At 72.5% G+C, this 26,851-nt stretch carries 25 protein-coding genes; 10 read left to right on the top strand and 15 right to left on the bottom strand.

Annotated elements, in window-relative coordinates:
• Positions 1–7 precede the first annotated feature (7 nt).
• Both BLU42_RS00120 and BLU42_RS00125 read left to right on the top strand, forming a co-directional pair.
• Positions 8–1,909, top strand: coding sequence for an amylosucrase (locus BLU42_RS00120; RefSeq protein ID WP_197680554.1), 1,902 nt, complete (start codon positions 8–10; stop codon positions 1,907–1,909).
• A 234-nt stretch (positions 1,910–2,143) separates the two neighbouring features.
• Positions 2,144–2,629, top strand: a complete 486-nt coding sequence (locus BLU42_RS00125) for a type III secretion system chaperone family protein (protein ID WP_091071990.1) — start codon at positions 2,144–2,146, stop codon at positions 2,627–2,629.
• Positions 2,630–2,643: 14 nt separating this feature from the next.
• Here BLU42_RS00125 and BLU42_RS00130 read toward each other — a convergent pair whose 3' ends face one another.
• Entirely contained in the window at positions 2,644–3,120 is a 477-nt protein-coding gene (locus BLU42_RS00130; RefSeq protein WP_091071994.1) for a PPOX class F420-dependent oxidoreductase, read from the bottom strand.
• 81 nt (positions 3,121–3,201) lie between these two features.
• On the opposite strand from BLU42_RS00130, the gene BLU42_RS00135 reads away from it, so the two are divergent.
• Positions 3,202–3,948 (top strand): phosphoglyceromutase, encoded by a 747-nt coding sequence (locus tag BLU42_RS00135; RefSeq protein ID WP_091071997.1) that lies wholly within the window; start codon positions 3,202–3,204, stop codon positions 3,946–3,948.
• A gap of 70 nt (positions 3,949–4,018) precedes the next feature.
• Here the strand turns inward: BLU42_RS00135 and phoU are convergent, their stop codons facing one another.
• Complete coding sequence (gene phoU / locus BLU42_RS00140) at positions 4,019–4,684, bottom strand: phosphate signaling complex protein PhoU (RefSeq protein WP_091072001.1); 666 nt, start codon at positions 4,682–4,684, stop codon at positions 4,019–4,021.
• A gap of 178 nt (positions 4,685–4,862) precedes the next feature.
• On the opposite strand from phoU, the gene BLU42_RS00145 reads away from it, so the two are divergent.
• Positions 4,863–6,140 carry a sensor histidine kinase gene (locus tag BLU42_RS00145; RefSeq protein ID WP_231918362.1) on the top strand — a complete coding sequence of 426 codons (1,278 nt, stop codon included), beginning with the start codon at positions 4,863–4,865 and terminating at the stop codon, positions 6,138–6,140.
• Entirely contained in the window at positions 6,137–6,814 is a 678-nt protein-coding gene (locus BLU42_RS00150) for a response regulator transcription factor (protein WP_091072004.1), read from the top strand. The genes BLU42_RS00145 and BLU42_RS00150 overlap by 4 nt, the downstream gene beginning before the upstream one ends.
• A 268-nt stretch (positions 6,815–7,082) precedes the next feature.
• Here the strand turns inward: BLU42_RS00150 and BLU42_RS00155 are convergent, their stop codons facing one another.
• Positions 7,083–7,664, bottom strand: a complete 582-nt coding sequence (locus BLU42_RS00155; RefSeq protein ID WP_091072007.1) for a hypothetical protein — start codon at positions 7,662–7,664, stop codon at positions 7,083–7,085.
• 307 nt (positions 7,665–7,971) lie between these two features.
• Between BLU42_RS00155 and BLU42_RS00160 the strand changes: the two genes are divergently transcribed.
• A complete protein-coding gene (locus BLU42_RS00160) occupies positions 7,972–8,457 on the top strand; it encodes a CarD family transcriptional regulator (RefSeq protein WP_091072012.1) in 486 nt (161 codons plus the stop codon).
• 44 nt (positions 8,458–8,501) lie between these two features.
• The gene (ispF, locus tag BLU42_RS00165) at positions 8,502–8,978 is read left to right on the top strand and encodes a 2-C-methyl-D-erythritol 2,4-cyclodiphosphate synthase (protein WP_091072014.1); all 477 of its coding nucleotides are present in this window, start codon (positions 8,502–8,504) and stop codon (positions 8,976–8,978) included.
• A gap of 150 nt (positions 8,979–9,128) precedes the next feature.
• Here ispF and BLU42_RS00170 read toward each other — a convergent pair whose 3' ends face one another.
• A complete protein-coding gene (locus tag BLU42_RS00170) occupies positions 9,129–10,229 on the bottom strand; it encodes a neutral zinc metallopeptidase (RefSeq protein ID WP_091072018.1) in 1,101 nt (366 codons plus the stop codon).
• A gap of 53 nt (positions 10,230–10,282) precedes the next feature.
• Here BLU42_RS00170 and BLU42_RS00175 point away from each other — a divergent pair, with 53 nt between their 5' ends.
• Together BLU42_RS00175 and BLU42_RS00180 are read left to right on the top strand one after the other, a co-directional pair.
• Positions 10,283–11,998: a DUF2207 family protein gene (locus BLU42_RS00175; protein WP_157719695.1), complete on the top strand. Its 1,716-nt coding sequence runs from the start codon at positions 10,283–10,285 to the stop codon at positions 11,996–11,998.
• A gap of 61 nt (positions 11,999–12,059) precedes the next feature.
• Positions 12,060–13,541, top strand: coding sequence for a cryptochrome/photolyase family protein (locus tag BLU42_RS00180; protein WP_091072024.1), 1,482 nt, complete (start codon positions 12,060–12,062; stop codon positions 13,539–13,541).
• A gap of 136 nt (positions 13,542–13,677) precedes the next feature.
• Here the strand turns inward: BLU42_RS00180 and BLU42_RS00185 are convergent, their stop codons facing one another.
• Complete coding sequence (locus tag BLU42_RS00185; RefSeq protein WP_091072028.1) at positions 13,678–14,694, bottom strand: aldo/keto reductase; 1,017 nt, start codon at positions 14,692–14,694, stop codon at positions 13,678–13,680.
• 201 nt (positions 14,695–14,895) lie between these two features.
• Here BLU42_RS00185 and BLU42_RS00190 point away from each other — a divergent pair, with 201 nt between their 5' ends.
• Complete coding sequence (locus BLU42_RS00190) at positions 14,896–15,933, top strand: zinc metalloprotease (RefSeq protein ID WP_091072031.1); 1,038 nt, start codon at positions 14,896–14,898, stop codon at positions 15,931–15,933.
• Here BLU42_RS00190 and BLU42_RS00195 read toward each other — a convergent pair.
• The 10 genes from BLU42_RS00195 to BLU42_RS00240 all read right to left on the bottom strand — a co-directional run bounded on the left by BLU42_RS00195 (position 15,926) and on the right by BLU42_RS00240 (position 26,738).
• On the bottom strand, positions 15,926–16,105 hold the full coding sequence (locus BLU42_RS00195; protein ID WP_091072034.1) for a hypothetical protein: 180 nt from the start codon (positions 16,103–16,105) through the stop codon (positions 15,926–15,928). The genes BLU42_RS00190 and BLU42_RS00195 overlap by 8 nt on opposite strands.
• Positions 16,106–16,144: 39 nt before the next feature.
• Complete coding sequence (locus tag BLU42_RS00200; RefSeq protein WP_407940276.1) at positions 16,145–17,575, bottom strand: glycine hydroxymethyltransferase; 1,431 nt, start codon at positions 17,573–17,575, stop codon at positions 16,145–16,147.
• A gap of 248 nt (positions 17,576–17,823) precedes the next feature.
• Positions 17,824–18,804, bottom strand: a complete 981-nt coding sequence (gene rlmB, locus BLU42_RS00205) for a 23S rRNA (guanosine(2251)-2'-O)-methyltransferase RlmB (RefSeq protein ID WP_091072041.1) — start codon at positions 18,802–18,804, stop codon at positions 17,824–17,826.
• On the bottom strand, positions 18,804–20,258 hold the full coding sequence (gene cysS / locus BLU42_RS00210; protein WP_091072045.1) for a cysteine--tRNA ligase: 1,455 nt from the start codon (positions 20,256–20,258) through the stop codon (positions 18,804–18,806). Before cysS ends, rlmB begins: the two co-directional genes overlap by 1 nt.
• A 102-nt stretch (positions 20,259–20,360) precedes the next feature.
• On the bottom strand, positions 20,361–20,798 hold the full coding sequence (locus BLU42_RS00215) for a MarR family winged helix-turn-helix transcriptional regulator (protein WP_157719696.1): 438 nt from the start codon (positions 20,796–20,798) through the stop codon (positions 20,361–20,363).
• Positions 20,799–20,886: 88 nt separating this feature from the next.
• Positions 20,887–22,272 carry a DUF4032 domain-containing protein gene (locus BLU42_RS00220; protein WP_091072052.1) on the bottom strand — a complete coding sequence of 462 codons (1,386 nt, stop codon included), beginning with the start codon at positions 22,270–22,272 and terminating at the stop codon, positions 20,887–20,889.
• 154 nt (positions 22,273–22,426) lie between these two features.
• Positions 22,427–23,527 (bottom strand): ABC transporter ATP-binding protein, encoded by a 1,101-nt coding sequence (locus tag BLU42_RS00225; RefSeq protein ID WP_091072054.1) that lies wholly within the window; start codon positions 23,525–23,527, stop codon positions 22,427–22,429.
• 176 nt (positions 23,528–23,703) lie between these two features.
• Positions 23,704–24,516 carry a transglutaminase-like domain-containing protein gene (locus tag BLU42_RS00230; RefSeq protein ID WP_091072057.1) on the bottom strand — a complete coding sequence of 271 codons (813 nt, stop codon included), beginning with the start codon at positions 24,514–24,516 and terminating at the stop codon, positions 23,704–23,706.
• Between the two features lie 154 nt (positions 24,517–24,670).
• Positions 24,671–26,062, bottom strand: a complete 1,392-nt coding sequence (locus BLU42_RS00235) for an L-serine ammonia-lyase (RefSeq protein ID WP_091072061.1) — start codon at positions 26,060–26,062, stop codon at positions 24,671–24,673.
• A 154-nt stretch (positions 26,063–26,216) separates the two neighbouring features.
• Positions 26,217–26,738, bottom strand: a complete 522-nt coding sequence (locus tag BLU42_RS00240) for an O-acetyl-ADP-ribose deacetylase (RefSeq protein ID WP_091072064.1) — start codon at positions 26,736–26,738, stop codon at positions 26,217–26,219.
• Positions 26,739–26,851 lie beyond the last annotated feature (113 nt).

Genomic DNA, 26,851 nt, shown 5'->3' on the forward strand with positions numbered 1-26,851 from the left:
TTCTCAGGTGACCACTCCGGACGTCCGGGGGCTGCTCGACGGCGAGCCGCGCCATGACCAGGCCGTGTTCGAGACCCGGCTGCGGCGTTACTGGCCCGACCTGCTGACCGGCCTCGGCGGGGCCTACCCCGCCCACGCCGTGGAGATGGCCGAGCGGCTCGTCGAGATCGCCGCGGACGGGTTCCGTCGGCGGCCGGCCGACCTCCGGGTGCTCGACCTGCAGCGCCACGCCGACCCGCAGTGGTTCGGCCACCAGTCGATGCTCGGCTACGCGACGTACACCGACCTGTTCGGCGGGACGCTGAAGGGCGTGGGGGAGAAGGTGGACTACCTCTCCGAGCTCGGCGTGACCTACCTGCACCTGATGCCCCTGCTCCGCCCGCGACCCGGGCAGAGCGACGGCGGCTACGCGGTCATGGACTACCGCGCCGTGCGCGAGGATCTCGGCACGGTCGAGGACCTCCGCGACCTCGCCACCACGCTCCGCTCGCGCGGCATCTCGCTCACGCTCGACCTGGTGCTCAACCATGTCGCGCGCGAGCACCCCTGGGCCGCCGCGGCCCGCGCCGGCGACGCGTACCACCGCCGCTTCTTCCACCTGTACGCCGACCGCGAGCTGCCGGACGCCTACGAGCGGACGCTGCCCGAGGTCTTCCCGGACACCGCGCCGGGCAGCTTCACCTTCGACGAGGAGTCGAGCTCGTGGGTGTGGACCACGTTCAACTCCTGGCAGTGGGACCTGAACTGGCACAACCCGGACGTCTTCTACGAGTTCGCCGACCTGGTCCTGTGGCTGGCCAACCTCGGCGTCGAGTGCCTCCGCCTCGACGCGATCGCCTTCATCTTCAAGCGGATGGGCACCTCCTGCCAGAACCAGCCCGAGGTCCACGCGATCACGCAGGCCCTGCGCGCCGTCGCACGCATCGCGGCGCCGGCGCTCATCTTCAAGGCCGAGGCGATCGTCGGCCCCGCGGACCTCGCGCCCTACCTCGGCGTCGGCAAGCACGCCGGCCGGGTGAGCGACATGGCCTACCAGAACTCGCTCATGGTGCAGATCTGGTCGTCCCTCGCCGCCAAGGACACCCGGCTCTTCTGCGCGGCCATGAACCGCTTCCCGGCCAAGCCGCCGACGACGGTCTGGGCCACCTACCTTCGTTGCCACGACGACATCGGCTGGGCCATCGACGACGCCGACGCCGCCTCGGTCGGGCTCAACGGCCACGAGCACCGCCGCTTCCTCGCCGACTTCTACGCTGGCACCTACCCGATGAGCGACGCCCGCGGGCTGGTCTTCCAGGAGAACCTCGAGACCGGCGACCGGCGCATCAGCGGCACCGCGGCGTCGCTGGCCGGGGTGGAGGCGGCGCTCGCCGGCGGCGACGAGGAGCACCTCGAGCTCGCCGTGCGCAAGCTGCTGCTCGCCCACGCGATGTTCCTCGGCTTCGGCGGGCTGCCGCTGCTCTTCATGGGCGACGAGCTCGGCCTGCGCAACGACCACTCCTACGCCGAGGACCCCGACCACGTCGACGACAACCGCTGGGTCCACCGGCCCCGGATGCCCTGGGACGTCGCCGAGCGGCGTCACGAGCCGGGGACGCTCGAGCACCGCGTGTTCAGCGGGCTGCGGCACCTGGTCGCGGTGCGCTCGTCGCTGCCCGCGCTGGAGGCCTCCGTCGAGACCGAGGTCCAGGACCCCGTCAACCCCGGCGTCCTCGTCTACCTGCGCCACGCGCCGATGCAGACGATGGTCGCGGTGCACAACGTGACGCCCGAGCCGCAGAGCCTGCCGCGCTGGGTCGTGCCCGTGGGCAGCTGGGCCTGGGACGCGCTCACCGAGGAGACGCCCCTCGACGACGGACCCCTGCGCCTGGAGCCGTACGAGGTGCGCTGGTTCGTCCAGGCGACGTAGATCCCGACGGGCACCACCGCTCCGGGCTCTCACGACGCCGACTTCCCCGTTCGCCTCGACGCCGCGTCGTTCCTCGCTGGTCGGGGCGGGCGTGCGGCGTCGGGGCGAACGGGGAAGACGGCGCCGAGCCCCTCGCTCCTGGCACCCGTCGGGAGGTCGGCCCGCGCTGAGGTGCTGGCGGTGCCCCGGAGGTCGGCCACGCGCTGCGGTCGGTCTTCTTCGTACGCTTCGTCGATGGGTGCTGCGGCGGTCGTGCAGGAGGCGCTCGAGGGGCTCGGGCTGAAGTGGGGCCGGCGCGGGGACACGTTCACGGTGTCCCTGCCGGGGGAGCACAAGCTCGCGACGGAGTGCGCGCTCGAGGTGGGCGCGCACAGCGTGCAGCTGCGGGCGTTCGTGGCGCGGGCGCCGGAGCAGGACGCGGACCGGGTGCACCGCTGGCTGCTCGAGCGCAACCTGCGCCTCGGTGGCGTGGCCTTCTGCGTCGACCACCTCGGCGACGTCTACCTCGTCGGCCGGCTGCCGGTCGGCGGGCTCGTCGCGGACAGCGTCGACCAGCTGCTCGGCGCGCTCGCGGAGACCGCGGACTCCAGCTTCGACACGATCGTCGGGCTGGGGTTCGCGGACAGCATCCGGCGCGAGTGGGCCTGGCGCCGGGCCCGCGGCGAGTCGACGCGCAACCTCGAGGCGTTCAGCCGGCTCGACCCGGGCGACGCTCCCTGAGCCTGTCGACAGGCTCAGCCGTCCAGGCGGGCGGCGACCTCGGCGGGGAAGCCGCCGGTGGCGATCGGGCCCCAGCGCGTCGGCGTGATGCGCAGGAGCGACTTGTCCTGGAGCCGCATCGCCGCGCGGTACTCGTCCCAGTCGGGGTGCTCGCCGGCGATGGAGCGGAAGTAGTCGACGAGCCCGTCCTCGGCCTCGGGCATGTGCAGCACCTCGGCGTCGCCGTCGACCTGCACCCACGGGCCGTCCCACTCGTCGCTGATCACGCAGACCGACACCGGCGGGCGCTGCTCGGCGTTCGTCACCTTGGCCCGCGCCGGGTAGGACGAGATCACGAGGCGGCCCTGGGCGTCGACCCCGCCGGACACGGGGGACAGCTGCGGACGGCCGTCGCGCCGCGTCGTGGCCAGCAGGAAACGGTGCCGCGGGCGGACGAAGTCGAGGAGCTCGTCGAGCGTCGCGGAGGTGTTGGTGGCGATAGAGCGGGGCACGCCGCGACCTTAGGGCCCAGGCCTCCCGGACGAGGAGCGGGCAGGCCCTTGTGCGGACGACCCGCTCGATAGGCTCGCGTCATGACCTCGACCCTGATCCTCCTCCGGCACGGCGAGAGCGAGTGGAACGCCAAGAACCTCTTCACCGGCTGGGTGGACGTCGACCTCAACGAGAAGGGCGCGGCCGAGGCCAAGCGCGGCGGCGAGCTGCTCGTCGAGGCCGGTCTGCTCCCCGACGTGGTCCACACCTCGCTGCTCAAGCGGGCGATCCGCACGGCGCAGATCGCGCTCATGGAGGCCGAGCGCCACTGGGTCCCGACCCGGCGCTCGTGGCGGCTCAACGAGCGTCACTACGGCGCGCTGCAGGGCAAGGACAAGAAGGCGACGCTCGCGGAGTTCGGCGAGGAGCAGTTCATGACCTGGCGCCGCTCGTACGACGTGCCCCCGCCCCCGATCGACCGCGACGACGAGTTCGCGAACTTCCACGACCCGCGCTACGCGAGCCTGCCGCCGGACGCCCGTCCCGCGACGGAGTGCCTCAAGGACGTGCTGCTGCGCGCGCTGCCGTACTGGTACGACGCGATCGCTCCCGACCTGCAGGCCGGCAAGGTCACCCTCGTCGCCGCGCACGGCAACTCGCTGCGCGCGATCGTCAAGCACCTCGACCAGATCGGCGACGCCGAGGTCGTGAGCCTGAACATCCCGACCGGCATCCCGCTGGTCTACGAGCTCGACGACGACCTGCGCCCGACCGGCCCCGGCCGCTACCTCGACCCCGAGGCCGCGGCGGCCTCCATCGAGGCGGTCAAGAACCAGGGCAAGAAGTAGGCGCGAGCCGGAGGACGAGCAGACGACGAAGGGGCGGGGCCGACGGCCCCGCCCCTTCGTCGTCCCCGGCTCAGGGCTGGGGCCAGAAGTCCTCGTCCGGGAACTGCCCGGTGACGACGTAGATCACGCGGCGGCCCATCGAGGCCGCGTGGTCGGCGATGCGCTCGTAGTAGCGCCCGAGCAGGGCGACGTCGACGGCGGCCTCGACGCCGTCGTCCCAGTCCTCGCTGAGCAGCACGCGGAACTGCGTGCGGCGCAGCTCGTCCATCTCCTCGTCGCGGGTGCGCAGCTCCTGCGCGACCTGGATGTTGCGGTCGTTGAGGGTCTGGCCGGCGGTGACGACCATCTTCTCCGCGACGTCGCCCATCCGGACGAAGTTGGAGCGCAGCGTGGCGGGCACGGCGACCTCCGGGTAGCGCAGGCGGGCGATCTTCGCGACGTGCGCGGCGAGGTCACCCATCCGCTCGAGCTCGGTGACCATGCGCAGCGTCGTGACGACGGTGCGGAGCTCGCCGGCGACCGGCGCCTGGCGGGCGAGCAGGGAGAAGGCCCGGCCCTCGACCTCGCGCTGCTTGGCGTCGAGCGCCTCGTCCTCGCTGATCACGACCTCGGCCAGCTGCAGGTCGGCCTCGAGGAGGGCGGTGGTCGCGGAGCGGACGGCGCTCGACACCGTCTGGCTCATCTGCACCAGGTCGGCGAGGATGTCGTCGAGCTGCTCGCGGTAGTTCTCGCGCATGAACGAATCTTGTCCCATCTCAGAAGTGATCTGCGGCACCACAGTAGGAGTGCCCCCGACCTCCGACCCGACACCGGCGTGAACGCCAGGTGAACGGGCCCCGAACGGCTGTCGACGCGTGCGCCTGAGGGCGCTCCGGAGGTGAAACGGAGGTGAACGGCGCCCCTAGGATCGCACCGTGAACCCACTCGGGGCCGCCGTCGTGCTGGTCGCGGGCATCCTCCTCGGCGCGTTCGTCACGTGGCTGCTGATGCGCCGCCCGTCCGCCGACGAGCCCATCACCTTCCTCGACGACGAGCCCGCGGTCGTCCCGGAGGGCGTCTCCGGCGTCCTCGCCGTGCTGAGCGCCTCCGCGGTCGTCGTGGGCCCGCACGACGAGGTCCTCGAGGCGACCCGCGCCGCGCGCTCGCTGGGCCTGGCCCGCGGCTCCCGCGTCGGCGTCGCCCAGGTCCTCGACCTCGTCCGCATGGTGCGGGCCGACGGCCAGACCCGGGTGCAGGACCTCGAGCTCCTGCGCGGCCCCGGCGAGGCCACGCTCTACCTCAGCGCCCGCGTCGCGGCGCTCGCCGACGGGCTCGTCGTCGTGCTCGCCGACGACCTCACCGCCTCGCACCGCATCGAGGCCACGCGGCGCGACTTCGTCGCCAACGTCAGCCACGAGCTCAAGACGCCCATCGGGGCCATCTCTCTGCTGGCCGAGGCGGTCGAGGACGCCGCCGACGACCCCGACGCCGTACGCCGCTTCGCCGGCCGGATGGGCATCGAGTCGGCCCGCCTCGCCGACCTGGTCGGCCAGATCATCGACCTCTCGCGGCTGCAGGCCGACGACCCGCTCGCCGAGCCCCAGGTCGTCGAGATCGACGAGGTCCTGCACGACGCCGTCGACCGCTGCCGCGTGGACGCCGAGAAGCGGGGCGTCACGCTGACCCTCGCCGGCGCCCACGGCGCCAAGGTGCTGGGCAACCTCCGCCAGCTCGGCACCGCCGTCGGCAACCTCGTCGAGAACGCCGTCGTCTACTCCGACCCCGGCGCCCGCGTCGTCGTCGCCGCGCACACACGGGCGCACGCCGAGGACGACGACGTCGAGATCACCGTCTCCGACACGGGCATCGGCATCTCACCGGCCGACGCGGAGCGCATCTTCGAGCGCTTCTACCGGGTCGACTACGGCCGCAGCCGTGCCAACGGGGGCACGGGGCTCGGCCTCTCCATCGTCAAGCACATCGCCGCCAGCCACGGCGGCAGGGTCGCCGTCTGGAGCCAGCCCGGCCGAGGCTCGACCTTCACGATCACCGTCCCCGCCCATCTCGCCCAGGTGCGCAGCACCGAGCGGGTCGGCAGTGACGAGACGCGCCCCGAGGAGGACGCAGTGCCGCAGGACCACGCAGTGCCGCAGGAACAGAGGAACAGCACCCACGACCGTGGGCAGGACCAGCCGCAGGAGGTGCGCTCGTGACCCGGGTGCTGGTCGTCGAGGACGAGCCGTCCTACCGCGAGACGCTCGCGTACATGCTCGGCCGGGAGGGCTTCGAGGTGGTCGAGGCCGCCGACGGGGCCGAGGGCCTCGCCGCGTACGACCGCTCGGGCGCCGACATCGTGCTGCTCGACCTGATGATGCCGGGGATCCCCGGCACCGAGGTGTGCCGCCAGCTGCGCCAGCGCGGCCCCGTGCCGGTGATCATGCTGACCGCCCGCGACTCCGAGATCGACAAGGTCGTCGGGCTCGAGCTGGGCGCCGACGACTACGTCACCAAGCCCTTCAGCCACCGCGAGCTCGTCGCGCGGATCCGCGCCGTGCTGCGGCGCGGGCAGGACGTCGAGCTGGTGCCCGACGTGGTCGAGGCCGGCGGCGTGCGCATGGACGTCGAGCGCCACGAGGTCGCCGTCGAGGGCAAGCCGGTCAAGCTCGCGCTCAAGGAGTTCGAGCTGCTGGAGATGCTGCTGCGCAACGCCGGGCGCGTGATGACCCGCGGGCAGCTCATCGACCGGATCTGGGGCGCCGACTACGTGGGGGACACGAAGACCCTCGACGTCCACGTGAAGCGCCTGCGCGCCAAGCTCGAGACCGACCCGGGCAACCCGGAGCACCTGCTCACCGTGCGGGGGCTGGGGTACAAGTTCGAGGCTTAGTTCTCTGTCCTCGCTCCGCTCGGACGCGGACCGGGCTCTGGTCCGGCGCCTTCCTCCCTGCCGGGCAGGACGAAGAGCGTGTCCTGCCCGTCCGGTCGTCCAGGCGCCGGCGCCCGGTCCGGCGTCGGCACGGGCGTGACCTGCCGGAACTGGGTGCGCACGGGATCGCCGGAACTACCGCTGAGGCTTGAGCCTTACAACGGCAGGGTCCTGCAGAGCGCTGACGCGCCTTTGGCCTACGGCGTGGCGCTGGGGCTCGGGGCCGCGGTCACGCTCGGGAGGCCGAGGGGCTCGCGGACGGCGTGACCTCGGTGTAGGGCGGGAGGTTGCCGTCGACGACCGTCGTGCGGGTGGTGTAGCTGCCCGCCTTGGCGAAGGTGAGGGTGACGTCGGCGTCCAGGCCGGCCTGGAGGCCGGAGGCGCCACTGATGGTCAGGAACGGCTGCTCGTCGGTCAGGACGACCTGCGCGTTGTTCGTCAGCAGGACCGGGCCGGACTGCTGCGCGGTGAAGGCGGAGCCCTTGCTGCCGTCGGCCCTGTAGGGCGTGCCGGTGACCGAGGTGAGGGTGTCGCGGCCGGAGGTCACCATCGTCGCGGAGACGATGCCCTCGCCCGGGCTGCGGCTGATGATCAGCAGGTTGCGCACGTGCACGACGCTGTCGGGGACCGACTGGTCGCCGACGTCGAAGTTGACGCCCTCGGCGGGCGTGTACGGGCGCAGGGTCTGCGCTCCCATCCCGCAGGCGGCGGTCGGCAGCACCACCGCGAGGGCGGCGCCCACGAGGACGGCCCTGGTCCGTGCCGTACGCGCGGGCCGAGGACGGCTGGCGCGGTGCGCGGTGACGGTCACGCTGACCCCTGTCTCGTTCTGGTCGTTGCGGGCGCCGGGAGGACACTGGTGCCAGGCGGTGCCTGGGCGTGCCTTGCGGTGCTCGTGGGACTGCTGGTCGATCGGGAGCAGCCTAGCGACACCGGAGACCCGGGTGCAGGTACGACCCGGCGCCGCGGACCGTGCCGGGACCCGCACGCATAGGAAGCACAGGTTTGTCAACCCCCGAGCCGTCCGCAAAGGGCCTCTGACCAGGAGTAACGCCCCTTGGGCGACCCTGTGAGCGTGCTAAACTCGGGTGTCGGGAAATCGGGGCACTTGGAGGAACATGTCTTTCACAGTCGGCGAAACGGTTGTCTACCCGAATCACGGCGCTGCCGTGATCGAGGACATCGAGACTCGGCAGATCAAGGGCGAGGACCGGCTGTACCTGGTGCTGCGCATCGTGGGCCAGACCGACCTCGTGGTCCGCGTGCCGGCCATGAACCTCGACCTCGTCGGTGTTCGTGACGTCGTCGACGCCGACGGCCTGGAGCGCGTCTTCAGCGTGCTGCGGGCGCCGCACACGGAGGAGCCGACCAACTGGTCGCGCCGCTACAAGGCCAACCTGGAGAAGCTGCACTCGGGCAACGTGCTCAAGGTCGCCGAGGTCGTCCGCGACCTGTGGCGTCGTGAGCGCGAGCGGGGCCTGTCGGCCGGCGAGAAGCGCATGCTTGCCAAGGCGCGTCAGATCCTCGTCTCCGAGCTCGCGCTCGCCGAGCGGGTCGAGGAGACCCGCGCGGAGGTCCTGCTCGACGAGGTCCTGGCCTCCTGAGCCTGTCCCCCGGGGCAGCAGCAGACGACAGCGCAGCACGACTCATGGACGTCCGTACCGGTATCGGTACGGACGTCCATCGTCTTGTGGAGGGTCGTCCGATGACCGTTGCCGGGCTGCGGTTCGACGACGCGTACGGGCCCGAGGGCCACTCCGACGGCGACGTGGTGGCGCACGCGGCCTGCGACGCCCTGCTCGGCGCTGCCGGGCTGGGGGACCTCGGGTCCAACTACGGGACGAGCGAGCCCGAGTGGAGCGGCGCCTCGGGCGTCGCGTTCCTGGTCGAGACCAGCCGCCGCCTGCGGGCCGCCGGCTGGGAGCCGGTGAACGTCGCGGTGCAGCTCGTCGGCAACCGGCCCAAGCTGGGCCCGCGCAGGGCCGAGGCGCAGGCCGTGATGAGCGAGGCCGTGGGTGCGCCGGTCACCCTCTCGGCGACCACGACCGACGGGCTCGGCCTCACCGGCCGCGGCGAGGGCATCGCCGCACTGGCCACGGCGCTGGTGCGCCGGACCGGCGCCTGAGCCTGGAACGCCCCCTGAGCCTGTCGAAGGGCCTCGTCAGAGGTCGGCGTCCCCGACCGGCGCAGTAGGAGGACACCAACCCGTCCCTGCTGCCCTTCGACGGGCTCAGGGGGCGTTCCTGCTGCCCTCCGACAGGCTCAGAGGGAGCCCTCAGCGAACCTGGCTCTTCGGCGCGGTGAAGGTGTTGCAGGTGCTGATCGTGGCGTTGCCGAGGCCCTGGTCGCCCCAGTAGACGCGGGAGCGGGCGAGCCCGTGGTTGCCGACCATGTTCGGGTCGCCGGTCACCTCGTCGTCGCCGACCGCCTTGTAGGTGTCCTCGATGCCCTGCAGGTCGGACTGCTGGATGCCCAGCGAGGTCGCTACCGCGCGGATGTACATGCCCGACAGGCAGTCGGCCTGCACCTCGAGGCGGCGGCTGTAGAGGAGGTCGGTCTGCTCGTCGCCGGACTGCTGGCCCAGCGCCTTGGCCGAGATGAGGATGCCGGTGCGCGCCTGCAGCGCGTGACCGAACTCGTGGGCGATGACGACGTCGGCGGCCCACTTGTCCTCGGCGACGATGGGCACCGCCCTCGCCAGCTGGTTGGAGTAGTAGACCTGCTGGTCGGCGGCGCAGTAGAAGGCGTTGACGCCGCTGGTGCCGCACCTGGTGGTCATCTTGGCGCCGTAGATCGTGACGCTCGGTCGCACGATGACGAGCCCGGCCTCGGTGACCGGCGGTTCCCACACCCGGACCAGGCACTCCATCTGACCGTTGAAGTGGTCGGCCAGCTGGGAGTCGGAGGCGGTGCCGACATTGATCGGCTTCGCGTCGCAGCGCACGGGGGCCGGGACCGACTGGCCGTAGAACGGGCTGTCCGTGATGACCTGCTCGGCCTCCTCGTACGTCTCCGGCACCGGCAGCGGCGGCGGGGACGTGTCGGGCGGCGGGACCCGGTAGTCGTCGTTCTGGTAGGCGACGTCGCTGTTGTCGCTGCCGCCGCTGCCCAGGCCGGTCGCGACGAACCCGATCAGCGCGATGCCGGCGAGGAGCACCAGCCCGATGAGCAGCAACGTGCCGGCGCCGCCGCGGCGCTGGGGCCGCTGCGGGCCGCCGCCGAAGGACGGCCCGCCGCGCGGCGCGTAGCCCGGGACGGGGCGCCCGTACGCCGGCTGGCCGTAGCCCTGGCCGAACCCGCCGGAGGGGTAGCCCTGCTGCTGCCAGGAGCCGCCCGGCCGCCCGTACGGCTGCCCGCCCCACTGCTGGTTGCTCACGGGAGGGAGCGTAGTGCTCCACAGGGCCCCCTGAAGATGGAATGATCCGGCCCGTGCACACACGATCCAGCGCCCCGGCGGTCGTCCTCGGCCGGCCCCGCCGCGTCGTCGCCCTGCTGGCCCTCCTGCTGCTGGCCGTCGGTCTGCTCGCCGGTCCCACGGCCCGCGACGCGCACGCGGAGGGCACGGCCTCGCGCGTGGTCGCGGTCGGCAACCTGGCCAAGGACGGGACGCTGAAGGTGACGGAGACGATCACCTTCGACGGCTCGGCGCCTGGTGAGGTGACGCAGAAGTTCGAGACCCTGCAGAACCTCGTCGGTGACCGTCAGTACAGGACGACGGTCCGCGACGTCGGCGCGACCGCCGGCGGCGCACCCGTGACGCCGCAGGTGAGCACCGAGGGCCGCTACACGACGGTCACCGTGGCGACGAACGGCGCCTCCGAGATCGTGATCAGCTACACCGTCGACGGCGCGGTGGTCACCGTCCCCGACGGCACCGCGCTGCAGTGGCGGATGCTGCAGGGCCTCGACCTCACCGTGACCTCGTTCCAGGCGCGCGTGCTCATCCCGGGCACCTTCACCTACGTCCGCTGCACCGCGGGCGCCCCGAACTCCTCGACGCCCTGCCTCTCCGCCGCCGCCGGCACCGAGGACGCCACCACCCCGACCTTCACCGACGGCCCGCGCGGCGAGGGCGAGGTCGTCGGCGTCGACATCGGCTTCCCGGCCGGCGAGGTCGCGGCGAACGAGAAGATCGAGTACCGCTGGACGGTCGGGCGCGCGTTCTCGCCCGACCCGCTGCCGCTGGGCATCGCGGTCGGCCTGCTCGTGCTCGGCGGGCTGGCGCTGCTCCTGGCCCACCGGCGCCGCGGCGCCGACGCCGCCTTCAAGGGCGAGGCCGCGCCGGTCGGCCAGTTCGTGCCCGTCGGGCCGGGCCAGTCGGAGTTCCGCGTGGTCGGCGACGTCCGCCCGGGCCACGTCGGCACGGTCGCCGACGAGCGCGTCGACCCGATCGACGTGACCGCGACGCTGGTCGACCTGGCTGTGCGCGGCCACCTGCTGATCACCGAGCTGCCGCGCCCGAGCGCGTACGGGCGGGCCGACTGGACGCTCACCCGCACCGGTGACGGCGAGGGGCTGCGGCCCTTCGAGCAGCGGCTCCTCGAGGGCATCGCCCCGGACGGCAGCCCGGTGAAGGTCTCCGAGATCGGCGCCCGCGTGCACGGGGCCATCGGTGGCGTGCAGGACGCGCTCTACGACGAGGTCGTGGCCAACGGCTGGTACGCCCGCCGTCCCGACGTCGTCCGCAGCCGGGGCATGCAGCTCGCCTTCGGCGTGCTCATGGGCGCCGTGGTCGTCACCGCGCTGCTCGCGGCGTTCACCACCTTCGGCCTGGTCGGGCTCGCGCTCGTCATCCTCGGCCTCGGGCTGATCCTCGTCGCGCAGGAGGCGCCGGCGCGCACCAGCAAGGGTGTCGCCCTGCTGCAGGGCCTGGGCGCGCTGCGCTCGGACCTGATGACGCAACCGACCGACCAGATGCCGCCCGGCCGTGCGGTCGACGAGCTCTCCGAGGTGCTGCCGTACGCGATCGTGCTCGGCGGCAGCGACCGCTGGCTCGACGCCCTCGCGGCCACCGACACCGACGCCGCCCCGGACCCCGAGGACCTCGACTGGTACCACGGTCCCGACGACTGGCACCTGCGCGACCTCCCGGAGTCGCTGCGCAACTTCACGACCACCGTCTCCGGAACCCTGTTCACCCGGTAGCCGCACGGCTCCTGGGCAGACGCTGACGGGGCCGCGGGTCCTCGGACCGGAAGGCCACCTGATGACCGAGAGCTCCACCCGCTGGTTGTTCGGCGACCAGCTCGGTGACTACTTCCTCGACGACGACGACCAGCAGGTCGTCCTCGTGGAGTCGCGGCGGGTGTTCCGGCGGCGGCGCTTCCACCGCCAGAAGGCCCACCTGGTCCTCTCCGCGATGCGCCACCGCGCGGCCGAGCTGGGGGAGCGCTGCACCTACCTGGTGACCGAGACCTACCGCGAGGCGCTGGAGCAGGTCGAGGGCCCGCTCAGCGTCGTCCAGCCCACGACCTGGGCCGCGCTGCACCTCGTCGACACCCTCGTCGGCGAGCGCGAGATCGAGCGGCTGCCCGCCCGCGGCTACGTGACCGGACGCGGTGAGTTCGGTCGGTGGGCCGACGGCCGGGGCCGGCGCCGGCTGCTGATGGAGAACTTCTACCGCGACGCCCGCACGCGCAACGACGTGCTGATGAAGGGCGCCGAGCCCGTCGAGGGCCGCTGGAACTTCGACGCCGACAACCGCGAACCTCCGCCGAGGTCGGGGCGCCTGGACATCCCCGAGCCGTGGTGGCCCGAGGAGGACGAGATCGACGCGGCCGTCCGGGCCGACCTCGACGCGATGGAGGCCGACGGCATCGAGTTCGTGGGCGAGGACGGGCCGCGGCGGTTCGCGGCGTCGAGCGCGGAGGCGCAGGCCGCGCTCGACCACTTCGTCGAGCACCGGCTGCCGACCTTCGGCCGCTACGAGGACGCGATGCTCACCGGCGACCGCTGGATGGCCCACTCGCTGATCTCAGCCCCGCTGAACCTCGGCCTGCTCGACCCGCTGGCGGTCGTGCGGACGGCGGAGGAGGCGTACGTCGCAGGCGAGGCCCCGATCTCCGCGGTGGAGGGCTTCGTGCGCCAGGTCATGGGCTGGCGCGACTACATCTGGAACCTCTACTGGTACCTCGGCGAGGACTACCGCAACGAGAACGCGCTCAAGGCGACGACGCCGCTGCCGGAGTGGTTCACCCGGCTCGACCCGACGGGCACCGACGCCCGCTGCCTGTCCTGGTCGCTGTCGTCGGTCCGCGAGGTCGGCTGGGCCCACCACATCCCGCGGCTGATGGTCATCGGCAACTACGCGCAGCAGCGCGGCTGGGACCCCCAGGAGCTGACCGACTGGTTCCACCGCAGCTTCGTCGACGGCTACGGCTGGGTGATGGTCCCCAACGTCGTGGGCATGAGCCAGTACGCCGACGACGGCGTGCTCGGCACCAAGCCGTACGTCGGCGGCGGGGCGTACATCAACCGGATGAGCGACTTCTGCGGCGACTGCGTCTACGACCCCAAGAAGCGCACCGGGGAGGACGCCTGCCCCTTCACGGTCGGCTACTGGGGCTTCCTGCACCGCAACCGCGAGCACCTGAGCGGCAACTTCCGGATGGGGCAGGTGCTGCGCAACCTCGACCGGCTGAAGGACCTCGACCAGCTCCTGGAGGAGAACCCCGAGTTCTGTGCCTGATGGTCCTCGCTCCGCTCGGACGCGGCCCGCGCTCTGACCCGCTGCCTTCCTCCCTCCCGACCAGGACGAGAAGCGTGTCCTGCTCGTCCGGTCGTCCAGGCAGCGGCGCGCGGGCCGGCGCCGGGTGGGTCGACGGTCACCGATCTATGGAGCTCATGTCCGGGTAGCGCTCGCCCACGGGCGCGGGGACGGCCGCGTCGAGGCGGGCGAGGTCGTCGGCCGTGAGCCGGACGTCCGTGGCGGCGACGTTCTCCTCGAGGTAGCGGACGCGCTTCGTGCCGGGGATGGGCACGACGTCGTCGCCCTGGGCGAGGACCCACGCGAGGGCGACCTGCCCCGGGGTCGCGCCCAGGCCGTCGGCGACGGAGCGGACGGCGTCGACGATGGCGAGGTTGGCCTGGAGGGCGTCGCCGGCGAAGCGCGGGTTGTGCCGGCGGAAGTCGTCGGCCTCGAGGTCGTCGGTGCTGGTGATCGTGCCGGTCAGGAAGCCCCGGCCGAGAGGGGAGTAGGGCACCAGCCCGATTCCCAGCTCGCGCAGCAGCGGCAGGATCTCGTCCTCGAGGTCGCGGGTCCACAGCGAGTACTCGGTCTGCAGCGCGGTGATCGGGTGGGTGGAGTGCGCGCGGCGGATGGTGTCCGGGGAGGCCTCGCTCAGCCCGAGGTGCGAGACCTTGCCGGCGGCGACCAGCTCGGCCATCGCCCCCACGGTCTCCTCGATCGGCACGGTCTTGTCGACGCGGTGCTGGTAGTAGAGGTCGATGTGGTCGACGCCGAGCCGCTGGAGGCTCGCGTCGCAGGCCGAGCGGACGTACTCCGGGCTGCCGTCGATGCGCCGGTTGCGGGGGTCGTCGGGGTCGCGCACGTTGCCGAACTTGGTGGCGAGGACGACCTCGTCGCGACGACCGGCGATCGCCCGCCCGACCAGCCGCTCGTTGGTGAAGGGGCCGTACATGTCCGCGGTGTCGAGGAAGGAGACGCCGAGGTCGAGGGCGCGGTGGATCGTGGCCGTCGCCTCGGACTCGTCGGCCGTGCCGTAGAACTCGCTCATCCCCATGCAGCCGAGGCCGAGGGTGGAGACGGTGAGGCCGCCGCGGTCGGAGCCGTTCGAGGCGCCGAGGACGCGGGTGCCGAGGCCGGAGGTGGAGGTGCTCATGGGTCCAGCCTGCTCCTCGGCGCCGGCCCGCCGCGCGGCGGGACCGAGGACCTGTTTCTGACGGCACGCGACCGAACGTCGGTCCCAGGTCCTAGGGTGCTCGTACCTGCTGCTCGGGGGAGCCGGCCCGGGTGCCGACCGTCCACGGTCGGTGCCGGTGCCGGTGACGTCGAGAGCCCGCCGACGACCCTCGAGGACACCATGACCGCCGCCCACAGTCGCGCCCTACGCGCCGCCGCCGGCCTCGCCGCCCTGTCGGTCGTCGCGCTCACCTCGGCCGGCGCGGGGCTCCCGCCCACGGGGACGACCGCCGCACCGGTGGCGACGGCGGCGACCACCTCGACGACGGCGGCCGTCGGGCCCTGCCTCTCCGCCGCGGACGGCCACCGCGTGCGCGCCGGCAGCGGGCTCGACGGGGTCGACCCGAACAGCCTCGGCGCCGCCGGGACCGAGCACGCCCAGCAGGCCGAGGACCGCGCGTCCGCCCGTGCCCAGCAGCGTCGCACCAGCAGCGCCCGGCTCGGCAAGACCACCATCGACGTCTACGTCCACGTGATCACCAGCAGCAAAGGGCAGGGCGACGTCAGCGACAAGCGCGTCAAGAAGCAGATCGACGTGCTCAACCGGGCGTACGCCGGCAAGACGTCGAAGTACTCGACGGCGTCGCCGTTCAGCTTCCGGCTCCGCGGGATCGACCGGACCCGCAGCTCGGCCTGGTACCGCTGGGACGCGCCGACCGAGCTCCAGGACGGTGACGACGTCGCCCCCAAGGTGGCGCTGCACCGTGGCGGCCCCGACGACCTGAACCTCTACACCGCGGCCCTCACCGACGGGCTGCTCGGCTACGCCACGTTCCCGTGGGAGACCAGGGACGGGCTCGACCCGCGCCGCGACGGCGTCGTCGTGCTCGGGACGAGCCTGCCGGACGGTTCCGCGAGGGGCTACGACCGGGGCGACTCGGCGACCCACGAGGTGGGCCACTGGCTGGGGCTGCTGCACACCTTCGAGAACGGCTGCCGCACCCCGGGCGACCTGGTCGACGACACCCCGGCGCAGGCCGACGGCGACAACGTCTTCTCCTGCAGCAAGCTCGACACCTGCAAGGCCAAGGGCCGCGACCCCGTGCACAACTTCATGAGCTACGGCGACGACGCCTGCCTGACGCGCTTCAGCAAGGGCCAGGTCGCGCGGATGTCCGAGCAGTGGCAGCTCTTCCGGAGCCCGGCCGCCCTCAGCTGAGGTCGCCCTCCGAGGCGCGGCGCAGCGCCTCCGCCTCGACCTCGGGGGACGGGGGCACCGGGGCCCGCCGCGGCTGGGGCTCCCAGTCGCCGAACCACGCGTACGAGGCGATGGTCAGGACGACGACGGCGAAGGCGACCAGCACGATGCTGGTGAAGGTGGTCGGGGCCATCCGCGCCTCCTCGTCGTCTCGTCCGGGGCCGGCCGGCGCCTAGAGCTCCAGGCTTGGGTAGAGCGGGTGGCTGCCGAGCATCTCCGCCGAGGCGGCCTTGGTGCGCTCGGCGACCCCGTCGGCCAGGGCGTACTTGGCCTTGCCCGGCTTCCCGGCCGCGGTCGTGGCCGGCGTGGTGCTCTCCAGCACGTCGACGATCAGCTCGGCCACCCGGTCGAACTCCGCGGCGCCGAAGCCCCGCGTGGTCAGCGCCGGGGTGCCGATGCGGACGCCCGAGGTGTACCAGGCGCCGTTCGGGTCGGCGGGCACCGCGTTGCGGTTGGTGACGATGCCGGCGTCGAGCAGGGCCGACTCCGCCTGCCGGCCGGTCAGGCCGAAGGAGCTCACGTCGATGAGCACGAGGTGGTTGTCCGTGCCGCCGGTCACGAGCCTCGCGCCGCGCGAGAGCAGGCCGTCGGCCAGCGTCTGCGCGTTGTCGGCGACCGCCTGGGCGTAGGTGCGGAACTCGGGGCGCCGGGCCTCGGCGAAGGCGACCGCCTTGGCGGCCATGATGTTGCCGATCGGGCCGCCGAGGACCATCGGGCAGCCGCGGTCGACGCTCGGCGCGTACTCCTCGGTGGCCAGCACCATGCCGCCGCGCGGGCCGCGGAGCGACTTGTGCGTCGTGGTGGTGACGAGGTGCGCGTGCGGCACCGGGTCCTCGTCGCCGGTGAAGACCTTGCCGGCCACCAGCCCCGCGAAGTGGGCCATGTCGACCATGAAGGTCGCGCCGACCTCGTCGGCGATCTCGCGCATCTTGGCGAAGTTCACCCGGCGCGGGTAGGCCGAGTAGCCCGCGATGAGGACGAGCGGCTTGAACTCCCGGGCCGCGGCACGCACGGCGTCGTAGTCGATCCGCTGCGTCTCGGGGTCGGTGCCGTAGGAGCGCTGGGCGAACATCTTGCCGGAGATGTTCGGGCGGAAGCCGTGGGTGAGGTGGCCGCCGGCGTCGAGCGACATGCCGAGCGCGCGCTGGTTGCCGAGCTTGTGGCGCAGGGTCTCCCACTGCGCCTCGCTCATCTCGTTGATGTTCTTCAGGCCCAGCTCGGCGAGCTCGGGCAGCTCGACGCGGTGCGCCAGGATCGACCAGAAGGCGACGAGGTTGGCGTCGATGCCGGAGTGCGGCTGGACGTAGGCGTACTCGGCGCCGAAGAGCTCGCGCGCGTGCTCGGCGGCGACGGACTCGACGGTGTCGATGTTCTGGCAGCCGGCGTAGAAGCGGTGCCCGACGGTGCCCTCGGCGTACTTGTCCGACAGCCACGTGCCCATGGTCAGCAGCACGGCCGGGGAGGCGTAGTTCTCCGAGGCGATGAGCTTGAGCGAGGCGCGCTGGTCGGCCAGCTCGGCGCGGGTGGCGTCGGCGATGCGCGGCTCGACGGAGGCGATCACCTCGAGCGCAGAGCGGTACGCCTGGCTCGCGGCCCCGCTCAGATCGGTGCCGGCGGTCGCCGGGGCGGTCGTGGCGGGGACGAGGGTGTCGGTCACGTGTGCTCCAGGCGATGGGCGGGTACGGCGGGTGCAGAGCCAATCTAACGCGGCGGGCGACGGACGCCGTCGTCGTTCCCGACCGTGGGAGAGCCGTCCGCTCGTTCGCCGACCCGAGACCCGGCGCACAGGGTGCTCCTGCGCTCAGCTCGCGGGGCGTTGAGGGATCTCGGGTCGAGAAGTGAGCAGAACCCTCAGGGGACGCGGCGCTGGCGCGAGATCTCGTAGAGGGCGATGCCCGTCGCCACGCCGGCGTTCAGCGACTCCACGCTCGCCGAGATCGGGATCGCGGCGATGGTGCTGCACGCCTCGCGGACCAGGCGCGACAGGCCCGATCCCTCGCTCCCGACCACCAGGACCAGCGGACCGGTGATGCCCTCGGCCGCGGCCAGGTCGGTGTCGGCCTCGCCGTCGAGCCCGACGAGGGTGAAGCCGGCGTCGGCGTACGCCCGGAGCGCGCGGTTGAGGTTCACGGCGCGGGCCACCGGGATCCGGGCCGCGGCGCCGGCCGAGGTCTTCCACGCCGCGGCGGTCATGCCGGCCGCGCGGCGCTCGGGGATGAGCACGCCGCTCGCGCCGAAGGCGGCCGCGGAGCGGATGACCGCGCCGAGGTTGCGCGGGTCGGTGATCGAGTCGAGCGCGACGACCAGGGGTGCTCGGCCCGTCTCGCTCTCCGCGTCGAGGGCGGCGGCCAGCAGGTCGTCCGGGTGCGTGTAGGTGTACTCGGGCAGCTGCAGGGCGAGGCCCTGGTGGATCGCGCCGTCGGTCATACGGTCGAGCTCGGCGCGGGTGACCTGAAGCATCGGCGTGCTCCGTTCGGCCGCGAGCCGGAACACCTCGCGCAGCCGGTCGTCGCGCTCGGCGCCCTCGGCGACGTACGCGGCCTTGACCGGGATCTCGGCCTCCATGGCCTCGAGCACGGCGTTGCGGCCGATGACCCACTCGGGACCGGAACCGGGACGCCCCGTCCGCTTGGTGGTCGGCGTGGTCTGGCGGCCGGACGCGGACCGCTCGGCGCGGGCCTTCGCCTTGTGGGCGGCGTGGTAGGGACGGTCCTCGGCCTTGGGCGTCGGGCCCCGGCCCTCGAGGCCGCGACGGACGCGGCCCCCGGAACCGGCGGTGTTCCCCTTGCCCTTGCGCGCGACCGCGCCCTTGCGCTGGCTGTTTCCGGGCATCAGGCCCCGTCCTTCTTGCTGCTGGTGGTGGGCGTGCTCGGTGGCTTGAGCGACCACTCGGCGCCCTGCGGTGTGTCGGCGACCTCGATACCGAGGCCGGCCAGCAGGTCACGCAGGCGGTCGGCGGCGGCGAAGTCGCGGTTGGAGCGGGCCTCGGCCCGCTGGTCGAGGACGGCCCGGACCAGGCCGTCGACCACGCCCTCGAGCCGGTCATCCTGCGCGGAGCCCGCCCAGGTCGGGTCGGCGGGGTCGAGCCCCAGCACGCCGAGCATCCCGCGTACCTCGCCGAGGGCCGTCGCGACGGCGCCCCGGTCCTCGGCGGCGAGCGCGCTGTTGCCCTGCCGAACGGCGGTGTAGAGGACGGCGACGGCGCCGGGCGTGCCCAGGTCGTCGTTCATGGCGTCGGCGAAGGCGTCGGGCACGCTCGGGGCGACCTCGCCGCCGTCACCGAGCAGCACCGTCGCGCGCTGCACGAAGGTGTCGATCCGCTCGAGCGCCGCCGTGGCCTCGGCCAGCGAGGTGTCGCTGAACTCGATCGCCGAGCGGTAGTGGGGAGCGGCGAGGTAGAAGCGGACCGCGCGGGGCGGGTAGGCGCGCACGACCTCGCTGACCAGGGCGCCGTTGCCGAGCGACTTGCTCATCTTCTCGCCCGCGGCGGTCACCCAGCCGTTGTGCATCCAGTAGCGCGCGAACCGCTGGCCCGCCGCGGTCGACTGGGCCAGCTCGTTCTCGTGGTGCGGGAAGCGCAGGTCGAGCCCGCCCCCGTGGATGTCGAACTCGGTCCCGAGGTACTTGCCGGCCATCGCCGAGCACTCGAGGTGCCAGCCTGGACGGCCGCGGCCCCAGGGCGTCCACCACGACGCGGTCTCGGGGTCTCCGTCCTTGTGGCCCTTCCACAGCGCGAAGTCGCGGGGGTCGCGCTTGCCGCGCGGGTCGGCGTCGGGCGCCGGCTCCATGTCGCCCACGGCCTGGTGGGACAGCTCGCCGTACGCGGGCCACGACAGCACGTCGAAGTAGACGTCGCCCGAGCCGTCGGTCGCCGCGTACGCGTGCCCCCGCTCGATGAGGACCTTGATCAGCTCGATCATCTCGGGGACGTGCCCCGTCGCGCGCGGCTCGTAGGTCGGCGGCAGGCAGCCGAGCGCGTCGTACGCGTGGTGCAGCTCGCGCTCGAAGTGGTAGGCCAGGGCGTACCAGGGGATGCCGGCCGCCTCGGCCTTGGCGAGGATCTTGTCGTCGATGTCGGTCACGTTCGCGACGACGGTCACCTCGTTCCCGAGGTGGGTCAGCCAGCGGCGCAGGACGTCGAAGACGACCTCCTTGCGGATGTGCCCGACGTGCGGCGCGGACTGCACCGTGAGCCCGCAGTGGTAGATCGACACCTGGCCCGGCACCACGGTCTCGAGGTCGCGGACCGTGCTCGTGCGGGTGTCGTAGACGCGGAAACCGCTCATGGGCGGGCCTCCGCCCGCTCGTCCTCGCCCGTCAGCACCGCGGAAGTCTAGCGGGGCCGGGCGTCAGGACCCTCGCCCCGCCGTGGGGACGCTCCCGTGGGGTCAGCTGCTCGCGGCCTGCGCGGTCATCAGCCGGCGCATCGCCTCGACCCCCTCGCGCAGCGCCTTCTGGTCCTTGCGCGAGAGCGAGGAGAGGTTGGGCAGCACGCTGGTGCCGAGCGAGTGACGCATCTCCGAGAGCCGTGTCCGACCGAGGTCGGTGAGGTCGATCATCCAGACGCGCGCGTCCTTGGGGTCCGCGGTGCGGTCCACCAGGTGCTCGGACTCGAGCTTCTTGATGTGGTTGGTGATCGTCGGCTGCGAGCAGTTCTCCGCGACGGCGAGGTCGCTGATGCGCGTCGGCCCGTGGTCGGAGATGCGGGCGAGCAGGCGCACCGCGGCGATGCTGAGCCCGAAATCGGCCCGTCGGGGCACCCAGCGCACCACCCGCGCGGCGGTGGTGACGAGGTCCTCCCCGAGAGCGAGCAGGTCGTCGTCCATCACCCAAGGGTAGTGGGCGCGCGGGCAGGGCCGGGCCACGGCGTGCCCGGGCGGGCGCGCTCGTCCCGACGGCGGGGTCAGGAGCCGCTTACCCCTTGCCCGCCCTCGCACGCAGGGCCGCGATGTCCAGGAAACCCGACGGCGCCGCCGGGTCGTCGTCGTCCGCCGCCGCCTCGTCGTCCTCCCACGGGTCGTAGGGCGCGGCCTCGTCGTCGTCGTCGTAGCCCTGCGAGGGGTCGTACGGGTTGGCGAGCGGACCCAGCGCCGTCATCGCGGAGAGCGCGATCTGCTCGTCGGGGAGGCTGCCGAGCACGTCCTGCATGTAGCGGTGCGCGGCCTCGAGGAGCGGCAGGGCACGACCGGCCTGCTCGCTGAGGAACCAGCGGTGCTCGAGCACCTCGTGGTAGACCTCGGCGGGCTCGCGCTTGCCGCGCAGCTCCGGCGGCACCGAGCCGACGACCGGCTCGAAGCGCTCGGTGAGCCACTGGTGGGCCACGATCGACTCGTCGGCTCCCTGTTGGTCGGTCATCGCCCGGAAGTAGTCGAGGTCGTTGAGCAGGCGGCGCGCCTGGTTCTCCTCGGTGTCCAGGCCGGTGAGGCGCAGCAGCCGGCGCTGGTGGTGGCCGGGATCGACGACCTTGGGCTGGATGCGGATGGTCGAGCCGGCGAAGTCGGTGGTGATGTCGAGCTCGGCGACGTCGAAGCCGAGCGCGTTCAGCCGGCGCACGCGGCTGTCGATGCGGTGCATCTCGCTGTCGGAGAACTCCTCGACCTCGGTCAGCTCGCCCCACAGCTCGCGGTAGCGGCTCTCGATCGTCTCGACCAGCACCTGCGGGTCGAGGGCCTCGTCGAGCAGGCCGCCGGCCTCGAGGTCGCAGAACTCGCCGAAGAGGTTCGTCCGGGCGATCTGCAGGTCGTGCTCGCGCTGGCCGTCGGTCAGCCGCTCGTGCAGCTCGCCGGTCTCGGCGTCGACGAGGTAGGCGGCGAAGGAGCCGGCGTCACGGCGGAACAGCGTGTTGGACAGCGACACGTCGCCCCACAGGAAGCCGATCAGGTGCAGCCGCGCGAGGAGGACGACCATCGCGTCGACGAGCCGGTTCACGGTGTCCTGCCGGACGCCGCGGGTGAAGAGGGAGCGGTAGGGCAGCGAGAACTGCAGGTGCCGGGTCACCAGGACCGGGTCGAGCGCCTCGCCGTCGGTGCCGACCCGGCCGACGACGACGCCGACGCCCTCGACCGAGGGGGTGTCGAGGCGCTGCAGGTCACGCAGCAGCGAGAACTCGTGGCGGGCCAGGTGCTCGATGACCTCCTTGACCGCGTACACCTCGCGCCCGACCTTGACGAAGCGCACCACGTGGCGGGAGATGCCGCGGGGGAGCGCGACGAGGATGTCCGTCGGCCACTCCGCCAGCGGCGTGCTCCAGGGCAGCGTGATCAGCCTGGTGTCGGGCTTGACCGAGAGGAAGCGGGGCACCTCGTCATCCTCCCACCGGGCGCCGCCGGGCGCACCGCTCCTATCTCCGGTCCGGGCGCTCCAAGCGCAGCGGAGCCGGGGACGACGAAGCCCCCCGCACCGGCTGGTGCGAGGGGCCCCGTGCTCAGACCGGGTCGTGCCCGGCGCGCTCCGACTAGGCGGAGATGCGCTCCTCGGTCTGCTTGCTGAACACGTGCACCTTCGACGGGTCCGTGGTCAGGCGGACCGACGCACCGCGCTGCGGGGCGCTGCGGCCGGAGATGCGGCCGACGACCTGCTGGGCCGTCAGCTTCTCGTCGTCCGCGACACCGGCGAGGGTGCCGTAGATGAACGAGTCGGCGCCGAGCTCCTCGACGACGGCCACGTCCACACCGATGCCCTCGCCCGTCTCCGAGAGGTCGAACGCCTCGGGACGGATGCCGACGACCAGGGTCTTCTCGCCCGAGGCCTTGGCCAGCGTCTCGCGCGGGACCGGCACGACGTAGTCGCCGATCTTGACGCCGCCCTCGGTGACGGTGCCCTCCATCAGGTTCATGGCCGGCGAGCCGATGAAGCCGGCGACGAACAGGTTGTTCGGGCGGTCGTACAGCGTCAGCGGGCTGTCGCACTGCTGGAGGATGCCGAGCTTCATGACCGCGACGCGGTCACCCATCGTCATGGCCTCGACCTGGTCGTGCGTCACGTAGACGGTCGTGACGCCGAGACGGGTCTGCAGCGCCGCGATCTGCGTACGCGTGGACACGCGCAGCTTGGCGTCGAGGTTCGACAGCGGCTCGTCCATGAGGAAGACCTGGGGCGAGCGGACGATCGCGCGACCCATGGCGACGCGCTGGCGCTGACCACCGGAGAGGGCCTTGGGCTTGCGGTTCAGGAAGTCCTCGAGGCCGAGCAGGTGCGCGGCCTCCTGGACGCGCTGCTGGCGCTCCGTCTTGGGGACGCCGGCCATCTTGAGCGCGAAGCCCATGTTGTCGCCGACGGTCATGTGCGGGTAGAGCGCGTAGTTCTGGAACACCATGGCGATGTCCCGGTCCTTCGGCGGCAGGTCGGTGACGTCGCGGTCGCCGATGTAGATCGAGCCGGCGTTGATCTCCTCGAGGCCCGCGAGCATGCGCAGCGAGGTCGACTTGCCGCAGCCCGAGGGGCCGACGAGGACCATGAACTCGCCGTCGCCGATCTCGAGGTTCAGCTTGTCGACGCTGGGGTGGTCGGCCCCGGGGTAGACGCGGGTCGCGTCCCTGAAGTTGACTGTGGCCACGCCACACTTCCTTTCCACGGGCAGGTACGTGCCCGACGATCCGTAGTGGAAATAACGCGTAGCGCCACACGCAGCGCTGCGCGAGGTGAACTGTAGCCGAGCAACCCTCAGGTGCACAGGCCGCCGGTCCTGTGACTGCTGTGACGCGTGTTGTCCGCCCTCAAGCGAGATGAGGGCTATCGCAGCTGAAGGAGCTGGCTTCCGTCGTCGGTGGCGAAGTCGTCGACGACGGCGGTGACCTCGAGGCCGTCGAGGCTGACGTTGCCGCCGTAGTTGGTGAGGAAGGCGGTGTCGGCGGCGTCGCGGCCGGTCGCCACGCGGAGCAGGCTCTGGCGCGGGGCCAGACGGGTGGCGTCGACCACGTACCAGCCGGCGGCGCGGTCGCCGTCGGCCGGCAGGTACGCCTCGCAGACCGCGTGGTACTCCATCGGGCTCAGCCCTGGGGCGAAGACGGCGGCGAGCCGGGCGGGGACGTTCATGGCGCGGAGCAGGGCGATGCAGAGGTGCGCGTAGTCGCGGCAGACGCCCTGGCGGCCGAGGAAGGTCCGTACGGCGCCGTCGGTCGGGAGGCTCGACCCGGGGACGTACGTCAGCATGTTCGACACCCACTGCGTCACGGCGGCGAGCAGGTCAGCGCCCTGCAGCCCGCCGAACTCCGCCCCCGCGGTCGGGGCGAGGGTGTCGGACTCGCAGTAGCGGCTCGGGCGCAGGTAGGTGATCAGGTCGAAGTCGTCGACCGGCGGCGCCGCGGCCGTGCCGGCGACCGTGGCGAAGTAGTCCATGACGACCCGTCCGCCCTGCGCGTCGAGGACGTGCATGCGGTTGCCGGTGATGTCGACCAGCTCGCGCGGCGTCACCGGTGAGCCGTCGACGCTGATCGTCATCGACTGGCTCTCGAACATTGATCCCTGCGCTGCCGCGACGGCGAAGACGAGCTTCGCGGGGGCCGAGAGGCCGAGGTCGAGGTGGCTGGTGACGGTCCGCTTCACAGAGCGAACTTTTTCACGCACTTCCACCACGCCGGATCGGGCGCCGGTGTCTGGACGACCGGAGGAGCAGGACACGCTCTTCGTCCTGCGACGGAGGGAGGAAGACAGCGGGTGCGAGCCCGATCCGCGTCCGAGCGGAGCGAGGACAGAAGGTTCAGCACTCCACGATGTTGACAGCGAGGCCGCCGCGGGAGGTCTCCTTGTACTTGATCTTCATGTCCGCCCCGGTCTCCATCATGGTCTTGATGACCTTGTCGAGGCTGACCGTGTGGCGCCCGTCGCCGTGCAGGGCGAGGCGGGCAGCGGTGAGGGCCTTGACCGCGCCGACGGCGTTGCGCTCGATGCAGGGGATCTGGACGAGCCCGCCGACCGGGTCGCAGGTGAGGCCGAGGTGGTGCTCCATGCCGATCTCGGCGGCGTTCTCGACCTGGGCGGGCGTGCCCCCGAGCACGGCGGCCAGCGCGCCCGCGGCCATGGAGCAGGCCGTGCCGACCTCGCCCTGGCACCCCACCTCGGCGCCCGAGATCGACGCCGTCTGCTGGTAGATCGCCGCGATCGCGCCGGCGGTCAGCAGGAACCGCACGACGGTCTCCTCGGCCGGCCCGGGCAGGAAGTGCACCGCGTAGTGCAGCACCGCCGGGATCACGCCGGCCGCGCCGTTCGTCGGGGCGGTGACGATGCGCCCTCCCGAGGCGTTCTCCTCGTTGACCGCGAGCGCCCAGACGGTCAGCCAGTCGAGCGCGCCGAGCGGGTCGACGGCGCGCGGCTGCTCCGGGTGCCCGGCGTCCCCGCCGTCGAGCGTGGCACGGAGATCGGCCGCGCGCCGGCGGACCTTGAGCCCGCCGGGCAGCACGCCAGGCGTGGTCGTGCCGTGCTCGACGCAGGCGACCATCACCTCCCACAGGTGCAGCAGCCCGGCGCGCACCTGCTCCTCGCTCGACCGGGCCGCCTCGTTGGCCAGCATCACGTCGGCGATCGCCAGGCCCTCGCGCTCGCAGGTCGCGAGCAGCTCGGTCGCGGTGCGGAAGGGGTAGGGGACCGGCGTCGCGTCCGCCCGCAGCGTGGGCTGCCCCGAACCGTCGTCGTCGAGCACGAAGCCGCCGCCGATGGAGTAGTAGGTGCGGCTGTCGACCTGGACGCCGTCGGCGTCCCAAGCGGTGCACGTCATGCCGTTGGGGTGGAACGGCAGCGAACGTCGCCGGTGCAGCACGAGGTCCTCGTCGGCGTCGAAGGCGACCTCGTGCCCGCCCTGGAGGACGAGCCGCCCGCTCTCCTTGACCTCGCGCACCAGCACCGGCCCGGCGTCGGTGTCGATCGTCTCGGGATCGAGCCCCATCAGCCCCCACATGACCGCGCGGTCGCTGCCGTGCCCGTGGCCGGTCGCGCCGAGCGAGCCGAACAGCTCGACGCGCACGCGCCGCGTACGCCTCAGCGAACCTGCACCCGCCAGCGCGTCGACGAACCGCTTGGCCGCCCGCATCGGGCCCACCGTGTGCGAGCTCGAGGGGCCGATGCCGACGGTGAAGAGCTCGAAGACACTGACCACGGGACCAGTGTGCCCGCTGGTACGCCCGGGGCGTCCCACCCGGCGTGGCGGGTGGAGGAGCGGGCCCCGCCGCTGCACCCAGACGGGGCCGCGCTCAGGAGCAGTCTCACGACGCCGCCAGCTGGGGCGACGGAGGCACGCCGAGAGGTCGGCCTCAGCCCTGCTGGCGCTCCAGCTCGACGGCGAACACGTCGTACGCGGCCTGCCCGCGCAGCACGAACCGCACCTCCTCCACCCCGGTCATCGCCCCGTGCACCGTGGCGATCGCGATGCGGGCGGCGTCGTCCATCGGCCAGTGGTACGCGCCGGTGGAGATCGCGGGGAAGGCGACGCTGCGGGCCCCGACCTCGTCGGCCACCGCGAGGGAGCGAGTGTGGCAGGACACGAGCAGGTCGGACTTGTCGATCGTCTTGGCCCAGGTCGGGCCCACGGTGTGGATCACCCAGCGCGCCGGGAGGTCGAAGCCTTCCGTCGCGACGGCCTCACCCGTCGGCAGCCCGTCGCGGAACGTCGTCTTCCGCACGCGCCGGCACGCCTCCAGCAGCTTGGGCCCGGCGGCGCGGTGGATCGCGCCGTCCACGCCACCGCCGCCGAGCATCGTGTGGTTGGCGGCGTTGACGATCGCGTCGACGTCTTGCGTGGTCAGGTCGCCGAGCACCAGCCGGATCGAGGTCACGGCTCCACGCTAGGACCCGGTTCGTCCGCCAGCGGAGCGATTTGACGCGGCGGTGCGACCGGGCGGGCCCGGGGCGGGTCGCCGCACTCCGCCCACAGCGCTGGACTCGGTAG

This window comes from Microlunatus sagamiharensis, assembly GCF_900105785.1.
In the GTDB taxonomy this organism is placed as follows: Bacteria; Actinomycetota; Actinomycetes; order Propionibacteriales; family Propionibacteriaceae; genus Microlunatus; species Microlunatus sagamiharensis.

Excerpts from the sequence above, each read along its gene's own strand:
- rlmB (WP_091072041.1), bottom strand. The coding sequence starts at position 18,804 with ATGCCCGGAAACAGCCAGCGCAAGGGCGCGGTCGCGCGCAAGGGCAAG.
- BLU42_RS00215 (WP_157719696.1), bottom strand. The coding sequence starts at position 20,798 with ATGGACGACGACCTGCTCGCTCTCGGGGAGGACCTCGTCACCACCGCC.
- phoU (WP_091072001.1), bottom strand. The coding sequence starts at position 4,684 with ATGCGCGAGAACTACCGCGAGCAGCTCGACGACATCCTCGCCGACCTG.
- BLU42_RS00125 (WP_091071990.1), top strand. The coding sequence starts at position 2,144 with ATGGGTGCTGCGGCGGTCGTGCAGGAGGCGCTCGAGGGGCTCGGGCTG.
- ispF (WP_091072014.1), top strand. The coding sequence starts at position 8,502 with ATGGACGTCCGTACCGGTATCGGTACGGACGTCCATCGTCTTGTGGAG.
- BLU42_RS00195 (WP_091072034.1), bottom strand. The coding sequence starts at position 16,105 with ATGGCCCCGACCACCTTCACCAGCATCGTGCTGGTCGCCTTCGCCGTC.
- BLU42_RS00160 (WP_091072012.1), top strand. The coding sequence starts at position 7,972 with ATGTCTTTCACAGTCGGCGAAACGGTTGTCTACCCGAATCACGGCGCT.
- BLU42_RS00190 (WP_091072031.1), top strand. The coding sequence starts at position 14,896 with ATGACCGCCGCCCACAGTCGCGCCCTACGCGCCGCCGCCGGCCTCGCC.
- BLU42_RS00180 (WP_091072024.1), top strand. The coding sequence starts at position 12,060 with ATGACCGAGAGCTCCACCCGCTGGTTGTTCGGCGACCAGCTCGGTGAC.
- BLU42_RS00185 (WP_091072028.1), bottom strand. The coding sequence starts at position 14,694 with ATGAGCACCTCCACCTCCGGCCTCGGCACCCGCGTCCTCGGCGCCTCG.
- cysS (WP_091072045.1), bottom strand. The coding sequence starts at position 20,258 with ATGAGCGGTTTCCGCGTCTACGACACCCGCACGAGCACGGTCCGCGAC.
- BLU42_RS00135 (WP_091071997.1), top strand. The coding sequence starts at position 3,202 with ATGACCTCGACCCTGATCCTCCTCCGGCACGGCGAGAGCGAGTGGAAC.